This is a genomic window from Planctomycetota bacterium (assembly GCA_018242585.1).
In the GTDB taxonomy this organism is placed as follows: domain Bacteria; phylum Planctomycetota; class Planctomycetia; order Pirellulales; family PNKZ01; genus JAFEBQ01.
In genome coordinates, this window is sequence record JAFEBQ010000045.1 from 12,265 (window position 1) to 27,984 (window position 15,720).

General features: G+C 63.8%; 11 protein-coding genes. 7 read left to right on the forward strand and 4 right to left on the reverse strand.

Going from position 1 to position 15,720, the window contains the following annotated elements; genetic code table 11:
• Positions 1-3 precede the first annotated feature (3 nt).
• A complete protein-coding gene (locus JSS27_19845; GenBank protein ID MBS0211203.1) occupies positions 4-1,302 on the forward strand; it encodes a Gfo/Idh/MocA family oxidoreductase in 1,299 nt (432 codons plus the stop codon).
• A 63-nt stretch (positions 1,303-1,365) separates the two neighbouring features.
• A complete protein-coding gene (locus JSS27_19850) occupies positions 1,366-3,255 on the forward strand; it encodes a PBS lyase (protein ID MBS0211204.1) in 1,890 nt (629 codons plus the stop codon).
• Between the two features lie 165 nt (positions 3,256-3,420).
• Here the strand turns inward: JSS27_19850 and JSS27_19855 are convergent, their stop codons facing one another.
• The gene (locus JSS27_19855) at positions 3,421-3,780 is read right to left on the reverse strand and encodes an RNA-binding protein (GenBank protein MBS0211205.1); all 360 of its coding nucleotides are present in this window, start codon (positions 3,778-3,780) and stop codon (positions 3,421-3,423) included.
• A 495-nt stretch (positions 3,781-4,275) separates the two neighbouring features.
• Here JSS27_19855 and JSS27_19860 point away from each other — a divergent pair, with 495 nt between their 5' ends.
• The 3 genes from JSS27_19860 to JSS27_19870 all read left to right on the forward strand — a co-directional run bounded on the left by JSS27_19860 (position 4,276) and on the right by JSS27_19870 (position 9,370).
• On the forward strand, positions 4,276-5,706 hold the full coding sequence (locus JSS27_19860) for a sulfatase-like hydrolase/transferase (protein MBS0211206.1): 1,431 nt from the start codon (positions 4,276-4,278) through the stop codon (positions 5,704-5,706).
• Between the two features lie 151 nt (positions 5,707-5,857).
• Entirely contained in the window at positions 5,858-7,045 is a 1,188-nt protein-coding gene (locus JSS27_19865; protein ID MBS0211207.1) for a beta-lactamase family protein, read from the forward strand.
• A gap of 396 nt (positions 7,046-7,441) precedes the next feature.
• Positions 7,442-9,370, forward strand: a complete 1,929-nt coding sequence (locus tag JSS27_19870; protein ID MBS0211208.1) for an acetylxylan esterase — start codon at positions 7,442-7,444, stop codon at positions 9,368-9,370.
• Positions 9,371-9,439: 69 nt separating this feature from the next.
• Here the strand turns inward: JSS27_19870 and JSS27_19875 are convergent, their stop codons facing one another.
• The 3 genes from JSS27_19875 to JSS27_19885 are packed head-to-tail and all read right to left on the reverse strand — an operon-like array spanning position 9,440 to position 13,342.
• Positions 9,440-10,738 (reverse strand): ABC transporter permease, encoded by a 1,299-nt coding sequence (locus tag JSS27_19875; GenBank protein ID MBS0211209.1) that lies wholly within the window; start codon positions 10,736-10,738, stop codon positions 9,440-9,442.
• 41 nt (positions 10,739-10,779) lie between these two features.
• Complete coding sequence (locus tag JSS27_19880) at positions 10,780-12,285, reverse strand: sugar ABC transporter ATP-binding protein (protein ID MBS0211210.1); 1,506 nt, start codon at positions 12,283-12,285, stop codon at positions 10,780-10,782.
• A gap of 28 nt (positions 12,286-12,313) precedes the next feature.
• Positions 12,314-13,342 (reverse strand): substrate-binding domain-containing protein, encoded by a 1,029-nt coding sequence (locus JSS27_19885; GenBank protein MBS0211211.1) that lies wholly within the window; start codon positions 13,340-13,342, stop codon positions 12,314-12,316.
• Between the two features lie 212 nt (positions 13,343-13,554).
• On the opposite strand from JSS27_19885, the gene aroE reads away from it, so the two are divergent.
• Together aroE and JSS27_19895 are read left to right on the forward strand one after the other, a co-directional pair.
• Positions 13,555-14,406, forward strand: a complete 852-nt coding sequence (aroE, locus tag JSS27_19890) for a shikimate dehydrogenase (protein MBS0211212.1) — start codon at positions 13,555-13,557, stop codon at positions 14,404-14,406.
• Between the two features lie 53 nt (positions 14,407-14,459).
• Positions 14,460-15,719, forward strand: a complete 1,260-nt coding sequence (locus JSS27_19895) for an aldose 1-epimerase family protein (GenBank protein ID MBS0211213.1) — start codon at positions 14,460-14,462, stop codon at positions 15,717-15,719.
• The last annotated feature ends 1 nt before the right edge of the window (position 15,720 follow it).

A 15,720-nucleotide genomic window follows, 5' to 3' on the forward strand; every position in this document is an offset into this window, starting at 1 on the left:
GACATGTCGCACAAGGCTTCACGGATTCCACGGCGTCGGTTTTTGAAGACCGCGGCTTCGACCGGCGTCGCGGCCTTCGCGGCCCCGCACATTATTCCTAGCTCGGCCTTGGGGCGCGACGGCGCGGTCCCGCCGAGCGAGCGGATCGTCGTCGCCGGCATCGGCATTGGCAACCGTGGGCTGTATGACCTGGGCTGCTTCCTGGAACAGAAGGACGTCCAGTTCACCGCCGTCTGCGACGTCAAGGAATCGCGTCGCACGCTGGTCAAGAAAATGGTTGACGAACGCTACGGCAACCAGAACTGCGACATGCATCGTGATTTCCGCGAGGTGCTCGACCGCAAGGACGTCGACGCGGTGCTGATCGCCACCGGTCCCAACTGGCACGCGCTGGCTTCGTTCTACGCCGCCAAGGCCGGCAAGGACATTTACTGCGAAAAGCCCTGCACCAAGAACATTGCGCAAAGCCTGACCTTGGTCGATGTGATTCGCCGCACCGGCCGCGTGTTTCAGGTCGGCACCCAGCGCCGCAATCTGCCTCACTTCGCCTATGCCTGCGAACTGGCGCGAACCGGCAAGCTCGGCAAGTTGAAGACCATCTATGCTCACCCGCGCGGCATGATCGCGCTGACCAGCGGTTGGCTCCCCGCCGAGCCCGAACCGGCCAAGGAAGTCGTCGATTGGGACATGTATCTGGGCCCCGCCGCGTGGCGTCCGTACAACGCCAAGCTGCTCGACGGCTTCAACTTTGAAAAAGGTGGCGGCATGATCGGCGCCTTTGGTGGCGGCGGCGTGCTGGAATGGGGTTCGCACTGCGTCGACTTGTGCCAGTGGGCGGTCGGCGATTGTCCCGCGCCGGTTGAATACAACCCGCCCAAGGACGGCCAGCTTTCGGCGCGCTATGCCAACGGCGTCGAGTTGATCTTCCGCGAAACCGGCTGGTTGCCGCTGGGCTCGTGCCCGGTTCGCTTCGAAGGAGATCAAGGCTGGGTCGAAGCCGGCGACAGCGGCAAGCTGGTCCTCAGCTCGCCGGCGCTGCTGGCTGGACAAAAGGTGGCCGAAATCGACGGCTACCCGGCGACGTTCCACGTCCGCGACTTCCTCGACTGTGTCAAGTCGCGCAGCCAGCCCAAGGGGAACGCCGAGGCCGCTTGCCAGGCGCACATCGCCTGTCACGCCGCCAATATCGCGGTCTACCTGAATCGCAAAGTGACCTTCGATCACAAGACCAACGAGTTCGTGGCCGACGCCCAAGCGAACCGCCTGCGCAGCGAGGCTCAGCGTGAGCCGTGGAGAGTGTAAGTCCCGTCACACGTCGATTTGCTTTCTTCCTCTCACGCTTCACTGAACACAAGGACCTCTTTCATGCATACGACTCGATTTACGGTTCGCTGTCTGACGGTTTGCTCGACGTTACTGGCGCTCGCCACGACGTACGCCCGGGCGGAAGATCGCCCGGTCACGGCCCAGACCGACGAACGCGCCTTGATTCAACTCTTGCAGTCCGACGCGCCGGCCGCCGACAAGGCCGTGGCTTGCAAGCAACTGTCCGTGTACGGCTCGGCCGCCGCGGTGCCCGAGTTAGCCAAGCTGTTGTCGAACGAACAACTGGCGTCGTGGGCGCGGATCGCGCTGGAAGCGATTCCCGAACCGGCGGTTGACGTGGCGTTACGTAACGCGGTCCCGACGTTGAAGGGCAAGTTGCTGGTCGGCACGCTCAATTCGATTGGCGTCCGTCGTGACGCCGCTGCAGTTGAGACGCTGGCCGCGCAGCTCAAGAACCAGGACGCTGAAGCCGCGTCGTCTGCGGCCGTGGCGCTGGGTCAAATCGGCAATTCCGTTGCGACCGGGATTCTTGGCTCTTCGCTGAAGGGTGCGCCGGACAATGTGCGCCCTGCCGTCGCCGAAGGCTACATCCTCTGCGCCGAGCGCTTGCTGGCCAGTGGCCAAGCGGCCGACGCCGCCGAGATTTACGAACGAGTTCGAGCGGCTTTTGTACCCAAGCAAAAGCAGCTCGAAGCCACCCGTGGCGCGATCCTGGCACGCGGCGCCGGGGGCATCGCCTTGCTGACCGAACAATTGCGCTCGTCGGACAAGGCGTTCTTTCAGATTGGCTTATCGACCGCCCGCGAGTTGCCGGGGGCCGAAGTCGGCAAAGCCGTCGCCGCCGAACTGGTCGGCGCCGCGCCCGATCGGGCCGCGTTGTTGCTGACCGTGCTGGCCGACCGTCGTGACACCAGCGTGTTGCCGACCGTGCTCGAAGCCGCGACCAGCGGACCCAAGCCGGTTCGGCTGGCCGCGATTGGCGTGTTGCCGCGCCTGGGTGACGATAGCTGCGTCGAGCCGCTGTTGCGGATCGCGACTGGTGACGACGCCGAGTTGGCCGCCGCCGCCAAGGCCGCCATCGCCGCGACGCCCGACGAGAAGATCAACGCCAACATCACGTCACGCCTGGCCAATGCTCAAGGGGCGATGCTGCCCGTGCTGATCGAGATCGTCGGCCTCCGTCGGATCGAATCGACCGCCGAGCTGCTCAAGGCGGCGGGTCACTCGGACGCCTCGGTGCGCAGCGCGGCTTTGACGGCGCTGGGGGCCACGGTGGGACTGCGACAATTGAATATCCTGATCGACGAAGTCAGCGCCCCGAAACATCCCGAGGACGCCGCCGCGGCCCAGAAGGCGTTGCGCGCCGCTTGTGTCCGCATGCCCGAGGGGGAAGAGTGCGCCGCACAGTTGATTGCCGTGATGGCCAAGTCGCCGCTGGAAACCAAGTGTACGCTGTTGGAAATCCTCGGCGCGATGGGGGGCGCCAAGTCGCTCGAGACGTTGGCCGCCGCCGGCAAGGGGAACGATCCCCAGTTGCAAGACGTGGCCACGCGGTTGCTCGGCGAATGGATGAACCTGGAAGCGGCGCCGGTGCTGCTTGACCTGGCCAAGAACGCGCCGGGCGAGAAGTACCAGGTCCGTGCGCTGCGCGGCTACATGCGACTGGCGCGGCAGTTCGTCAAGCAAGACGGCGTGCGCGTCGACATGTGCCAAAAGGCGTTTGCCGTGGCACAGCGTTCGACCGAACAGAAGCTGATCGTCGACACGCTGGGGCGCTCGCCCACGTTGGCGGCCTTGCGGATGGCCGTGAAGACCAGCGCGAATCCCGAGTTGAAGGAAGACAGCGTGCGCGTGGCGCTGGCCATCGCCAAAAAGCTGGGCGACAAGCCCGAGGTGCGTGAACTGGTGGCCAAGCTGCCAGCGAAGTAAACCGCACCGGCGTCAATAATTTGGCGACAGGCTTCGCGTGGCTTGATCGCGCCAAATTGAAAGCCAACAAAAAGAGGCCGGAGGGAAATAAATCCCTCCGGCCTCAGTTGGTATTCGCCTGTTGACGACGGCCTATTACGGTCGTCGCTTATACACAGTCTTGGCTTAGCCGCGACCGCCGTAACCACCACGGCCACCGCCGCCGCCGTAGCCGCCGCGACCACCACCACCACCGCCGCCGTAACCACGGCCGCCACCGCCGCCGCCGCCACGATCTTCGCGCGGACGAGCTTCGTTGACCGTCAGCGGACGGCCATCGTGCTCCTTCTCGTGCAAAGCCTGAATGGCTTGCTGAGCGCTGTTGTCATCGGCCATTTCGACAAAGCCGAAGCCCTTGCTACGCCCGGTCTCACGATCCTGAATTACCTGAGCGCTGCGGACTTCGCCGAACTGTGAAAACAGCTCGCTCAAATCGGCGTCAGAGACCTTGTAACTCAGATTCCCCACGTACAACTTCTTTCCCATAGTCAAACCTTCACATGAACACAGAACCACCTCGCAAATCGAGCGAGGCAAACAGAACACAGGGCTCAAATTGGTGGGCCCGCCAAGTGGATGGCGAATGAGAACCGTAGACTAAAGAGCCCCTCGCCCAGCAGTGCTACTGATCAAACCGGCCAGCCGACTGCCGTAGATAATAGCAAGTTCATCCAGAGTGACCAGACTAGTTTTCCACCACCTCCGGGTGGTCGAAAGCCATGAACCCGCCTGGCTTTGCAATCGGCCCGCCGGTCGGGTGAGAGGACACGGTTTTGCGCGAATTACGCCCGTCGTAGTTGGTTGCGGGCGGTTTATCGGGCACCGGCGCCGCGGCGACCGCCGATTTTGACACTCTGTCGGAGGCGCAAGCTGACGAAATTGCAATTGAATGTTGCCTGTGCCAAGCTAGCCGGCAATCCTGGGCCGCGTCCGTCGTCATCCTCCTTATTCCTGATTCCCACGCCATTGGGTCCGCTTGAAATGCCATTCACACGCCAGTTCGCCTTGCTCGTCACCGTTGTCCTGGGCTTTGCCACGTCCGCGGTGGCGGCAAGTAAGAAGCCCAATGTTTTGTTTTTGTTTGCCGACGACATGCGGGCCGACTCGATCCACGCCCTGGGAAACGCCGAGATCAAGACTCCCCAACTCGACGCGCTGGTTGAGCGGGGCATGGCCTTTCGACACGCCTACTGCCTGGGGGGCAACATGCCGGCCGTCTGCTTGCCCAGCCGCAACATGCTGCTCAGCGGCCAGGCCTACTTTCGCTGGGCCAATCAAACCACCCCTGGCGGACGACAAGGCATGTACGCCCCGGCCGACGGCCCGAACTTTGCTCGCACCATGCGCGACGCGGGCTACGCCACCTATCACCACGGCAAGCGCGGCAACACCGCGCCGCCGATCCAGGCCACGTTCGAGGTGAATAAGTATCTGGTCGACGACGAAGCCGAACGCCGCTCGGGCCATCCGGGTAAGGAGATCGTCGATGCGGCGGTCACGTACCTGGACACGCGCAACGACCCGCGGCCGTTCTTCATGTACCTGGCCTTCGGCAATCCACACGACCCGCGCGTGGCCGCGCCCGAGTACCTGGCTCAATACGACGCGGCGAAGTTGACGCTTCCCAAGAACTATCAGCCGCAACATCCTTTCGACGACGGCGAGATGACCGTCCGCGACGAGCAACTGCTTCCCTGGCCGCGCACCGAGGCGGCCGTGCGCGAGACGTTGCGCGAATACTACGCCACGATCACCGCGTTGGACGCGCAGATTGGCCGGCTCTTGGCCCACTTGAAACAACGCGGCGAGTTGGAAAACACGCTGGTCGTTTTTTCAGCCGACCAGGGGATTGCCGTCGGCAGCCACGGCTTGCTGGGAAAACAGAACCTGTACGAGGCCGGCATGGGCGTGCCGCTGTTCTTTGCCGGCCCCGGCGTGGCGCACGGGGGAAACGACGCGCTGGTTTACTTGCTCGACATTTTCCCCACCGTTTGCGGCTTGGTCGGCGCGTCGGCGCCCGCGAACATCGACGGCCGCAGCTTTGCCGACGCAGTGCAAGGCAAAGCGTCGGCGGCTCGCAAGGAGCTGTTCTTCAGCTATCGCCATCTGATGCGGGCCGTGCGCGACGAGCGCTGGAAGCTGATCTATTACGCCAGCGTGCCGACGATTCAGTTGTTCGACCTGCAAGCCGATCCTGATGAGACGCGGAATCTAGCGGCGCTGCCCGAGCACTGGGGAACCGTCTCGCGGCTGCTGGTGAAGCTACAAGAGAACCAAGCCGTGTATGGCGATGACTTGAAGCTTGATATCGAAAACGTCAACAAATCGCCGCCGGCCTGGACACCTCCGACGGCCGAAGAACTGCGCAAAGCCGCGCCGAAGCCAGCGGGCAAGAAGCGGCCCGCTGCTTAGTGGGCGTGACAACTCGTGGCGGTAATTTGACTTTCGCCGGGCCGTCGCCGAACATGGCGGCGTTGGTCTTGCCTGCGCCCACCGTTAAACCGCCCACCCGATTCGTCGCGCGCGAACGTGCGACGAATCCACTTTCGTGAAGGGACTCCGCATGTCACGGTCATTGCTTCGTCGCGCGCTCTTGGCAGCCCTGGTTGCTTTGACCAGCGTGCTTTCCGCCCCCGCGACCTTTGCCCAGGCCGTCGCCTCGGCCAGCGCCGAAGGGTTGGCCCCGGTCATTCAGCCATTCGTCGACAGCCACGGCATCGCCGGCGCCGTCGTCACGGTGGCCAACCGGGACAAACTGCTGACGCTCGATGTGGTCGGCGCCGCCGATGTCGCCACGGGGCAGCCGATGCGGCCGAACACCATGTTCTGGATCGCGTCGCAGTCCAAGCCGATCACCAGCACGGCGCTAATGATCCTGGTGGACGAAGGGAAAGTGAACCTCGACGACCCGGTCGAGAAGTATCTTCCCGAGTTCAAGGGGCAGATGCTCGAAGTTAAGAAAGCGGGGGGCAGCAAAGAGACGGAACTTCGCCCGCCGAAGCATCCGATCACCGTGTGGAACGTGCTGAGTCATACCAGCGGCCTGCCGTTTCGCTCGGCCGCCGAAGTGCCGACGCTCGACGGGTTGACACTGGCCGACGCGGTGAAGAGCTACGCCCAGACGCCGCTCACGTTCGAGCCCGACACCAAGTACGCCTACTCGAACGCCGGCATCAACACCGCTGGACGCATCATCGAAGTCGTCAGCGGCCTGCCGTTCGAGACCTTCGTCGACCAGCGCTTATTTCAACCGTTGGGAATGACCGACACCACGTTCTGGCCCAATGAAGAACAGGTCGCGAGGTTGGCCAAGTCGTACAAGCCGAACGACGACAAGACCAACCTGGTCGAAGTCAAGATCGGCCAGTTGCGCTACCCGCTCAGCGACCGGACGCGGCACGTCATGCCCGCCGGCGGTTACTTCTCGACGGCCAACGATTGCGTCCGGCTCTGCCAGATGGTGCTCAACGGCGGCACGTTTCAAGGGAAGCGCATCCTCTCGGAAACGGCCGTCAAGGAAATGACTCGCCGGCAAACGGCCGAAGGGTTGAACAGCTACGGCCTGGGCTGGTCGGTGAACGGCAAGAACTTCGGTCACGGCGGCGCGCACGCCACGAACATGAACGTCGACACCGACCGCGGGCTGGTCACCGTGTTTCTGATTCAAGCCGCCGGCGGCTTCCCCACCAATGGCAAGGAATGCCAAGGGGCATTCAACCGGGCCGTGATCGAACGGTTCGGCAAGAAGTAGCAAGCGGCGAGTCTTATACCTCTCCCTTTAAGGGAGAGGTCGCGGAGCAAAGCGCAGCGGGTGAGGGTAAAGACGTCGCAGGCCAGATGGCTTTGAGTTCTGTGATTGCTTTCTGAGCGCGGAGTCTCGGGGTTGGCGGCGCGTTTACCCTCCCCCAGCCCCTCCCTGGCAGGGAGGGGGGTTTGTCGAACCAGCTTGAAACTTGCGAGGTGGATCATGGCGGGCGCAGCACAGAACCGTTCCCACTGTTCCCGGCGGGCGTGGTTGCACTCCTCGTCGGCGACGATCGGCGCGCTGGCCTTGGGGCCCTGGGCCGCCGCGGTGACCGCCTGGGCGGCCGAGCCGACGACGGGGGCCAAAGCGCCGCCGCCAGCGCCGTTGAATCGTTATCCACGGATGGTCCACGATTACTATGTGGATCAACTGCGCGAGTTCGAGCGCCGCAACTTGGCGCGCCTGGCCGCGCTGCAAACCAAGGCCGACGCCGAAGCTTACGTGGCCGACGTGCGGGCCAAGATCGCACGCTGCTTCGGTCCACAGCCCGAGCGAACGCCGCTCAACCCGCGCATTACTGGCACGCTCGACCGTGACACCTATCGGGTCGAAAAAGTCGTCTTCGAAAGCCGGCCGCAGTTCTTCGTGACGGCCAATTTGTATCTCCCCAAGAACCTGAAGGGGCCCGCGCCGGCGGTCGTCGGCGCCTGCGGCCACTCGGCAAACGGTAAGGTGTTCGAGGCGTACCAGTCCTTCTCGCAAGGGCTCGTGCGCCAGGGCTACGTCGCGCTGATCTTCGACCCGATGGGGCAGGGGGAGCGGCTGCAGTTGCCCGACGAGAACCTGAAGCCGCGCGTGAACGCTGGCACGGGCGAGCACCTGATGGTCGGCAATCAACAATTTCTGGTCGGCGAGTTTTTCGGCGCGTGGCGGGCTTGGGATGGCGTTCGGGCGCTCGATTACTTGCTGACGCGTGAAGAAGTCGATCCGCGCCACGTCGGCGTCACCGGTAGCTCGGGCGGCGGGACCGAAACGGCCTGGCTGTGCGGCGTGGATCAGCGTTGGACCATGGCTGCCCCGAGCAGCTTCATCACTACGTTCCGCCGCAATTTGGAGAACGAGCTTCCCGGCGACACCGAGCAGTTGCCGCCGCGTGTACTGGCCGAGGGGCTAGACCACGCCGACTTCATGGCCGCGATTGCACCGAAGCCAATCGTCATTCTGGCCCAAGAGCAAGACTTCTTCGACGTCCGTGGCTCGATCGAGGCCGTGACGCGTCTCAAGCGATTGTACTCGCTGCTCGGCGCGTCGCCCGATGATGTGTCGCTGTACATCGGCCCAGGCGGCCACGGCTATAGCGCCGACGCTCGCGAGGCGATGTACAAGTGCTTCAATCGAGCCTGCGGCCGCGAAGCAACGGCACCCGAATCGACACTCAAGATCGAAACGGACGCCGACCTGTACTGCACGCCGCGTGGACAGATTGCCGACCTCAAGAACAAGCCCATTACTGCATTCACGCGAGAGAAGGCCGAGCAGTTGGCCCGTGCGCGGAGCACGGTGGCGAGGAGCAAGCTACGCGGCGCGGTGACCGACGTGCTTAAGCTCGACGCGCGGCAGGGCGTGCCCGAGTTTCGTATCCTGCGCCCGCGGCGCGGCGTCGACCATCTGCTCCCCTGGTCGGCGATGTACACCATCGAGACCGAGCCGGGGATCGAAGCGATCGTTTACCGGCTGATGGACAAGCCGTCCTATTCGCGCCCACCGGTCCAGGCGAATCGCGCCATTCTGTACATCGCTGGCGAGAGCAGCGACGCCGAGTTGCGCGGCGAGCCGCTGATTCGCGAGCTGGTCAAAGCCGACAGCGATGCCACGCTCTATACGTGCGACGTGCGCGGCCTGGGTGAGTCGCGTCCCAACACGGTGAACGACACCGCTTACGCCTCGGCCTATGGCAGCGACTACATGTACGCCGGCTATGCCCAGATGTTCGATCGGCCGTACTTGGGGCGGCGGACGCACGACGTGCTGTGCGTGCTCGACTGGCTGCGCACCTTTGGCCACGTCGATGTCCACCTGGTCGGGCGCGGCTACGGCGCGCTGCCGGCGGCATTCGCGGCCTTGCTGCACGGGAACGTCACGCAGGTGACGCTCAAGAACGCGCCGGCGTCATATCAACAGATCGCGTCGGTCGATCTTTACAAGTGGCCGCTGTCGGCATTTCTGCCCAACGTCTTGGCTCATTTCGACCTGCCCGACGTGTACCGCGAGTTGCAGGCCAAGAAGCTGCAACTGCTCGAACCGTGGAATGTGGATTGTCGGCCGGCGTGAAGGCCGAGCGATGAGCGGCTAGCCATTAGCGATGAGACCGGTAGAGCGGAGGGCGCTTTCGCGATCGTCCTACTCTTTTCGCATTCGATCGATGACGACCGCGGCCAGGATGACCGCGCCGAGTACGATTCCTTGCATGTCGCCTTTCACGCCGAGCAGATTCATACCGTTGTTGATGACGGCGATGATCAGCGCGCCGACCAGGGTTTCAAAGATTCGTCCCTGGCCGCCGTTGAGCGACGTGCCACCGACAACGACCGCGGCAATGACGTACAACTCGTACACTTGCCCATAGGTCGGAGCGCCGCTGCGCAATTGCGAAGCCATCACAATCCCGCCCAGTCCGGCCAACGCGCCGCAGACGACATAGACCACCAGCAGCACCCGATCGACCGGCACACCCGACAGCCGGGCCGCTTCTTTGTTGCCGCCAACCGCATAGACGTACCGGCCGAACACGGTGCGGGTCATCAACCAGTGGGCGATGGCGTAGAGCGCGACCATCAACAGCACCGAATTGGGCAACCCCAGCACGTCGCGGTCCAAGCCCAAGGCGCCAAACCGCTCGGGGACGCGATCGATCGATTGGCCGTCGCTGAGCCGCTGGGCCAGGCCGCGGGCAATCAACATCGTGGACAACGTGACAATGAACGGCGGCACTCGGAACCGCGTGATCATCAATCCATTAAACGCCCCCACCGCGGCGCACAGAGCAATAGCAGCCAGCGCACAGACCGTGATCCCCAGATTGGTCACGTCCACTCCGCCACCGTAATCGCGTATCAACAACGTGCAGGTGACTGCCGAAACGGCGATCAGCGCTCCGACCGAAAGGTCGATGCCAGCGGTGATGACCACCATCGTCATACCGATTGACAGAATCGCGATCACCACGATCTGGCTGGTGATGTTCAGCAGGTTGCTCGTCGTCAGGAATCGCGAGCCCGCTTGGGTCGCCGGGCGGATGATCGTGGCCGATTTGAAAGCCGCTTGCTCGTCGGCCAGGCGCTCGAAGATACCCCAGCGATACGTGGCATCGGTCGTGGCCACGAAATCGATCTTTGCTCCGTCGGCCAGGCGATTAGCGATCTCTTGATAAGCCGCCCGCGGCGATGCCGCGATCTGGCCGGCGACTTTCAGGCCGCGCGTCTCCAACTGCTCTGCGATTATAGTCGCCTGAGCGCGTTCGGCGGGCGTGTCACGCACCACGATCAGCACGTTCTGCCGCTCGGCGCTGCTCGCGTCCTTGATCGTCGCGGCAAGCGACTCGGCCGCCGGCGGGCCGGTCAGCGTTTGCTCCTGCCAGGTGACGACGGTCAACACGCCGCACAACAGCAGCAGCACCAGCGTCATCATTGATTCGGCCATCCGCCAGCGCTGCCCGCCCGCCGGCCGGTGAGGTATTGCGTTCATTGCACCGCCAGTTTCATGATCTGTTGTTGCGTGGCTTGCCGCGCGTCGGTGATCTCGCCGGCAATTCGCCCTTCGTGCATCACTAGAATTCGATCGGCCATCCCCAGCACCTCGGGCAACTCGCTGCTGATCATCAAGATGCCTTTCCCCTGCGCGGCCAATTGGTTCATCAACAAGTAGATCTCGTATTTCGCGCCCACATCGATGCCGCGCGTCGGCTCGTCGAACAGTAACACTTCGCTATTGGCTTCCAGCCATTTGGCCAGCACGACTTTCTGCTGGTTGCCCCCCGACAGGTTCTTGGCCAACTGCCGCACGTGGGGAATCTTGATCCGCAGTTGCTCGACATAGCGGTTGAACGCCTGCCGCTCGCCGCCGCGACCAATGACGCCGGCCCGGCTAAAACGGCGCAGGTTCGGCAGGCCGAAGTTCTCGAGCACTGACTGGCCGAGGATCAACCCTTGCTGCTTGCGATCCTCCGTCAACAGGCAGATTCCCGCCGCAATGGCGTCGCGCGGCTGGCGAATGTCGAGCTGCCGGCCATTGAGGCGAATCGTCCCGGCGCTGCGCCGGTCGGCGCCGAAGATCAATCGCGCCGTTTCGGTTCTCCCGGAGCCGACCAGCCCGGTCAGCGCGACCACCTCGCCACGGCGAATGTTGAACGACACATCTCGAATTCGCTCGCCGTCGGAAAGCCCAGCAACTTCCAGCAGCGGCGCGCCGATCGGCACGCTGCGCGTTGGGTATTCGGCGTCGAGCGAGCGGCCGACCATTTCGGCGATCAATTGCTCGCGGCTCACCTCGCCGGTTCGATGGGTCGAGACATTCCGGCCGTCGCGTAAAACGGTCACCCGATCGGCGATTTCGTAAATCTCGTCCAAGCGGTGACTGATGAAGACAATGCCGATTCCCTGGCTGCGCAGCTCGCGCATCAGCGTGAACAACGCCCCGACCTCTTGCGGCGTCAGCGGCGCGGTCGGCTCGTCCATCACCAGCACCCGGGCGTCCAACAGCAACGCCTTAGCAATCTCGACCAACTGTTGCTGGGCGACCGACAAGCGATAACACGGCGTGTCGGGATCGATCAGCGCGCCCAGGCGTGCGAACAATTGCTCGGTCATGTGACGTTCAGCCCGGCGGTCGACCCAACCCAGGCGGGCACGTTCGCGCCCCAGGAACAGGTTCTCGCGCACCGAAAGGTGCGGAATCAGATTGAACTCTTGATAAATGATCGCGATGCCAGCTCGCGCTGACTGGGCCGGGTCGGCAATGTCGACGCGCTGGCCACGGATGCGAATCTCGCCCTGGTCGGGGCGGTGCGCCCCGCCGATCGTCTTGATCAGCGTGCTCTTGCCAGCGCCGTTTTCCCCCAACAGCGCCAGGACTTCCCCCTCGTTGAGGTCGAGACTGACCCCGTCGAGCGCCAACACGCCGGGAAATTCCTTGCGAATGCCGCGCAGTTCGAGCAGCGGTGCGGTGGCCGGCGCGGCGGTGGCGTTCATCGTGTTCACGACTCGATGCGTAACGACATCAATTTTTGGGCAACGTCTGGTCCGCCTTGCCATCGGCCTGGCGATACAAGGCGGTCGGGATCAATTGCTCGCGCGGCAGTTCATCGCCGCGGAAGTAACGGACCACGCTCTCGACGGCCATGGCGCCGATGCGCTCGGGAAACTGGATGGGATCGGCGTAAATCTTGCCATCGCGGATCGCCAACTTGCCATCGGCCTGGCCGTCGAAGCCGATGATTTTGACCTGCCGCGCCTTGTCGGCCTTCTCGACGGCGGCACGGGCCCCCAGGGCCGACGGATCGTTGATGGCAAAGATGCCGGCCAGGTCGGTATGCGCCTGCAAGGTATCTTCGGCAGTACGATAGCCCTTGTCTTTTTGACCGTCGCCGGGCAGCTCGGCCACGATCGCGATCCGCGACTCGGGATGTTTGACATTGTGCCGGTCGATCACCTCGCGGAAGCCCTTCACGCGCAACTGGCACGACTCGGCCTGCTTGAAGTCGAGGATCACCACTTTGCCGCCGGCGGGGCCGAGCGCCTCGATCATGGCGTCGCCGGCTTGCTTGCCGCCGCCATAATTGTCAGTGGCAATGTGCGAGATCACGCGCGAATCCGGCGACAGACAGGCAATATCGGCCGTAAAGACCGGGATGCCCGCCGCCGCCGCTTTCTGCAAGGCTGGCGTGATGCTGCGCGAATCGCAGGGGCACAACACGATAGCCACCACCTGATGCACGATGAAGTCATCGATCTGCCGGGCCTGGTTTTGCACATCAAGCTCGCCGCTCAGCGCGATCACTTCGTAACCTTGCTTGGCGGCCTCGGCGGTGATGGTATCGGCGATCGTTTTGAAGAACGGATTCGTAAGCGTGAGGACCGAGACGCCGATCGTGCCGCGTTTCAAGGGCGTCGCGCTGTCCGACAGCTTGCGCGTGGCGGGCTCGCCGCCGTGCGAACCGCAACCTGTAATGACAACTCCCAGAATTGCGACCAGCGCTGTGGCGACGCAGTCGCAAGAGGCTCGATAACCGGCCCGGCGGCGTAACATGTGCATGATTCGCGGCGATGATGGCAATTGGGGGGACAGCTTGGCGTATCGGCCGGCGCGGCCTGAAATGCTCGTAATTGACGGGGCTTTTCGTGCGGCTTCGCGCTTGCCGCCCCTTGAGCGATCGAATAACGTGAGACGCAGTAAACGCTGGGGGGAAGTTTAAGCCCCGCCAACCTGACAAGCAATCGAGCGCAGGAACCGACGCACGCATGGCTCGCAACTTTCTCAGTCCGCTGACCGGCTCGTTCGCCCAGCCCGCCGCCGAAAACCCGACCGTGGCGATGATCGAAGCGGCCTATCGCCACCACCGGCTCGACTGGCGCTATATCAATTGTGAAGTGCCCCCCGAGAAACTGGCCGACGCCGTGCGCGGCGCCCGGGCCATGAACTGGGCTGGTTTCAATTGCTCGCTGCCGCACAAGGTGGCGGTGATCGCGCTCTTGGACGGGCTGGGAGAGTCGGCGACGATCATGGGGGCGGTCAATTGCGCCGTGCGGCGCGACGGCAAGTACATCGGCGAGAACACCGACGGCAAGGGCTTCCTCGCTTCGCTGAAAGAGACGATCGACCCGGCGGGCAAAACGCTGGTGCTGCTGGGGGCCGGCGGCGCGGCCCGGGCGATCGCGGTCGAGACGGCTTTGGCCGGAGTCAAGCGGATGATCGTCGTCAATCGCTCGGCCGAGCGTGGTCAGCAACTGGTCGATCTGATCAATGCCAAGACGCCGGCCAAAGCCGAGCTGACCCTTTGGCAAGGGGACTATCGCGCGCCCGAGGGAACCGACATCGTCGTGAACGCGACGTCGATCGGGCTGTTTCCCGACCTCGAGGCGCGCGTGCCGCTTGACCTGACGTCGCTAGCGCGTGGCACGGTCGTGGCCGACGTGATTCCCAACCCGCCCCACACGCGCTTGATTCGCGAAGCCCGCGAGCACGGCTGCCGAGTGATCGACGGGCTGGGGATGCTGGTGAATCAAGGAGTGATCAGCATCAAGTATTGGACCGGCATCGACGCCGACCCGGGCGTGATGCGCGGCGAGCTGGAAGAGATCTTCGGCGTCTGATCGCCCGTTGGATACGCACTCGACGGAACCATTGACGAATCGGGAGCCATGCCATGCAACGCCACGCCTGGGGGATCGTCGTATTGGGCCTGGCCGGCTTGCTATTGCCAGAGGTCGCAAGCGCGGCCGAAGAAGCCGAGCACCGCGTGTTGACCAGCACCCGCGATGGCAAGTACGTCGAGGCGTTCGAGTTCACCAACCGCGACACGGCCTACGGCGGCGACAAGCCCTGGTCGATTCGCAAGACAATGCTGCACGGCGGCAAGCAAGCAGGGGTCGAGCTACTCACGATCGACAACGGCGTGCTGAAGATCACGCTGATTCCAACGCGCGGCATGAGCATTCTGGACGTGCGGCGCGGCAATTTGCGGCTGGGCTGGAACTCGCCGGTCAAGGAAGTCGTGCATCCCAAGTTCATCGACCTGGAAAGCCGCGGCGGCCTGGGCTGGCTCGAAGGCTTCAACGAATGGATGGTCCGCTGTGGGCTCGAGTTCGCCGGCCATCCGGGGCGCGACGTGTTCGTCGACAACACCGGCGCAACGTCGGAAATGACGCTGACGCTGCACGGCAAAATTGGCAACATTCCAGCGTCGGAGGTCGAAGTGCTGGTCGATCGCGCGCCGCCGCATCGCCTGCGCGTCCGCGGCACGGTGAACGAACGCTGCTTCTTTGGGCCGAAGCTCGAATTGGTGACGGAAGTGTCGACCGAGCCGGGCTCGGACACCTTTCGCATCGACGACGCGGTCACGAATCATGGCAGCGGTTCGCAGGAGTTCCAGTTGATCTACCATGTGAACTACGGCGCGCCGCTGTTGGAGCGGGGGGCCACGGTGGTCGCCGCCTTGGACCGCGTGGCGCCGATGAATGACAACGCCGCCAAGGCGATCGACGGCTTTGCCACCTATGCCGGGCCGACGCCGGGCTTTGTCGAGCAGGTCTACCTGGCCCATCCACGCGCCGACAGCAACGGGCGCACGATGGCCATGTTGCGCAACGCCGCCGGTGACCAGGCGGCGTCGATGGCGTGGTCGGTCACGGAGCTGCCATACCTGACCATCTGGAAGAACACCGCGGCGGCCGCGGATGGATATGTCACGGGGCTCGAGCCCGCGACTGGGTTCCCATTCAACCGAGGTGTCGAACGCAAGGCGGGCAGGCTGCCCAAGCTGGCCGCCGGTGAAACGCGCCGGTTCAAGATCGACTGTGGCTGGCACGTCGGCAGCGCCGCGGTGCAAGGGGCCGCGCGGCAGATCGCGGCGATTGCCGGCAGTGCCGAGACCGTTGTCGAGCGGACGCCGCCGGCGCTGAAATAAC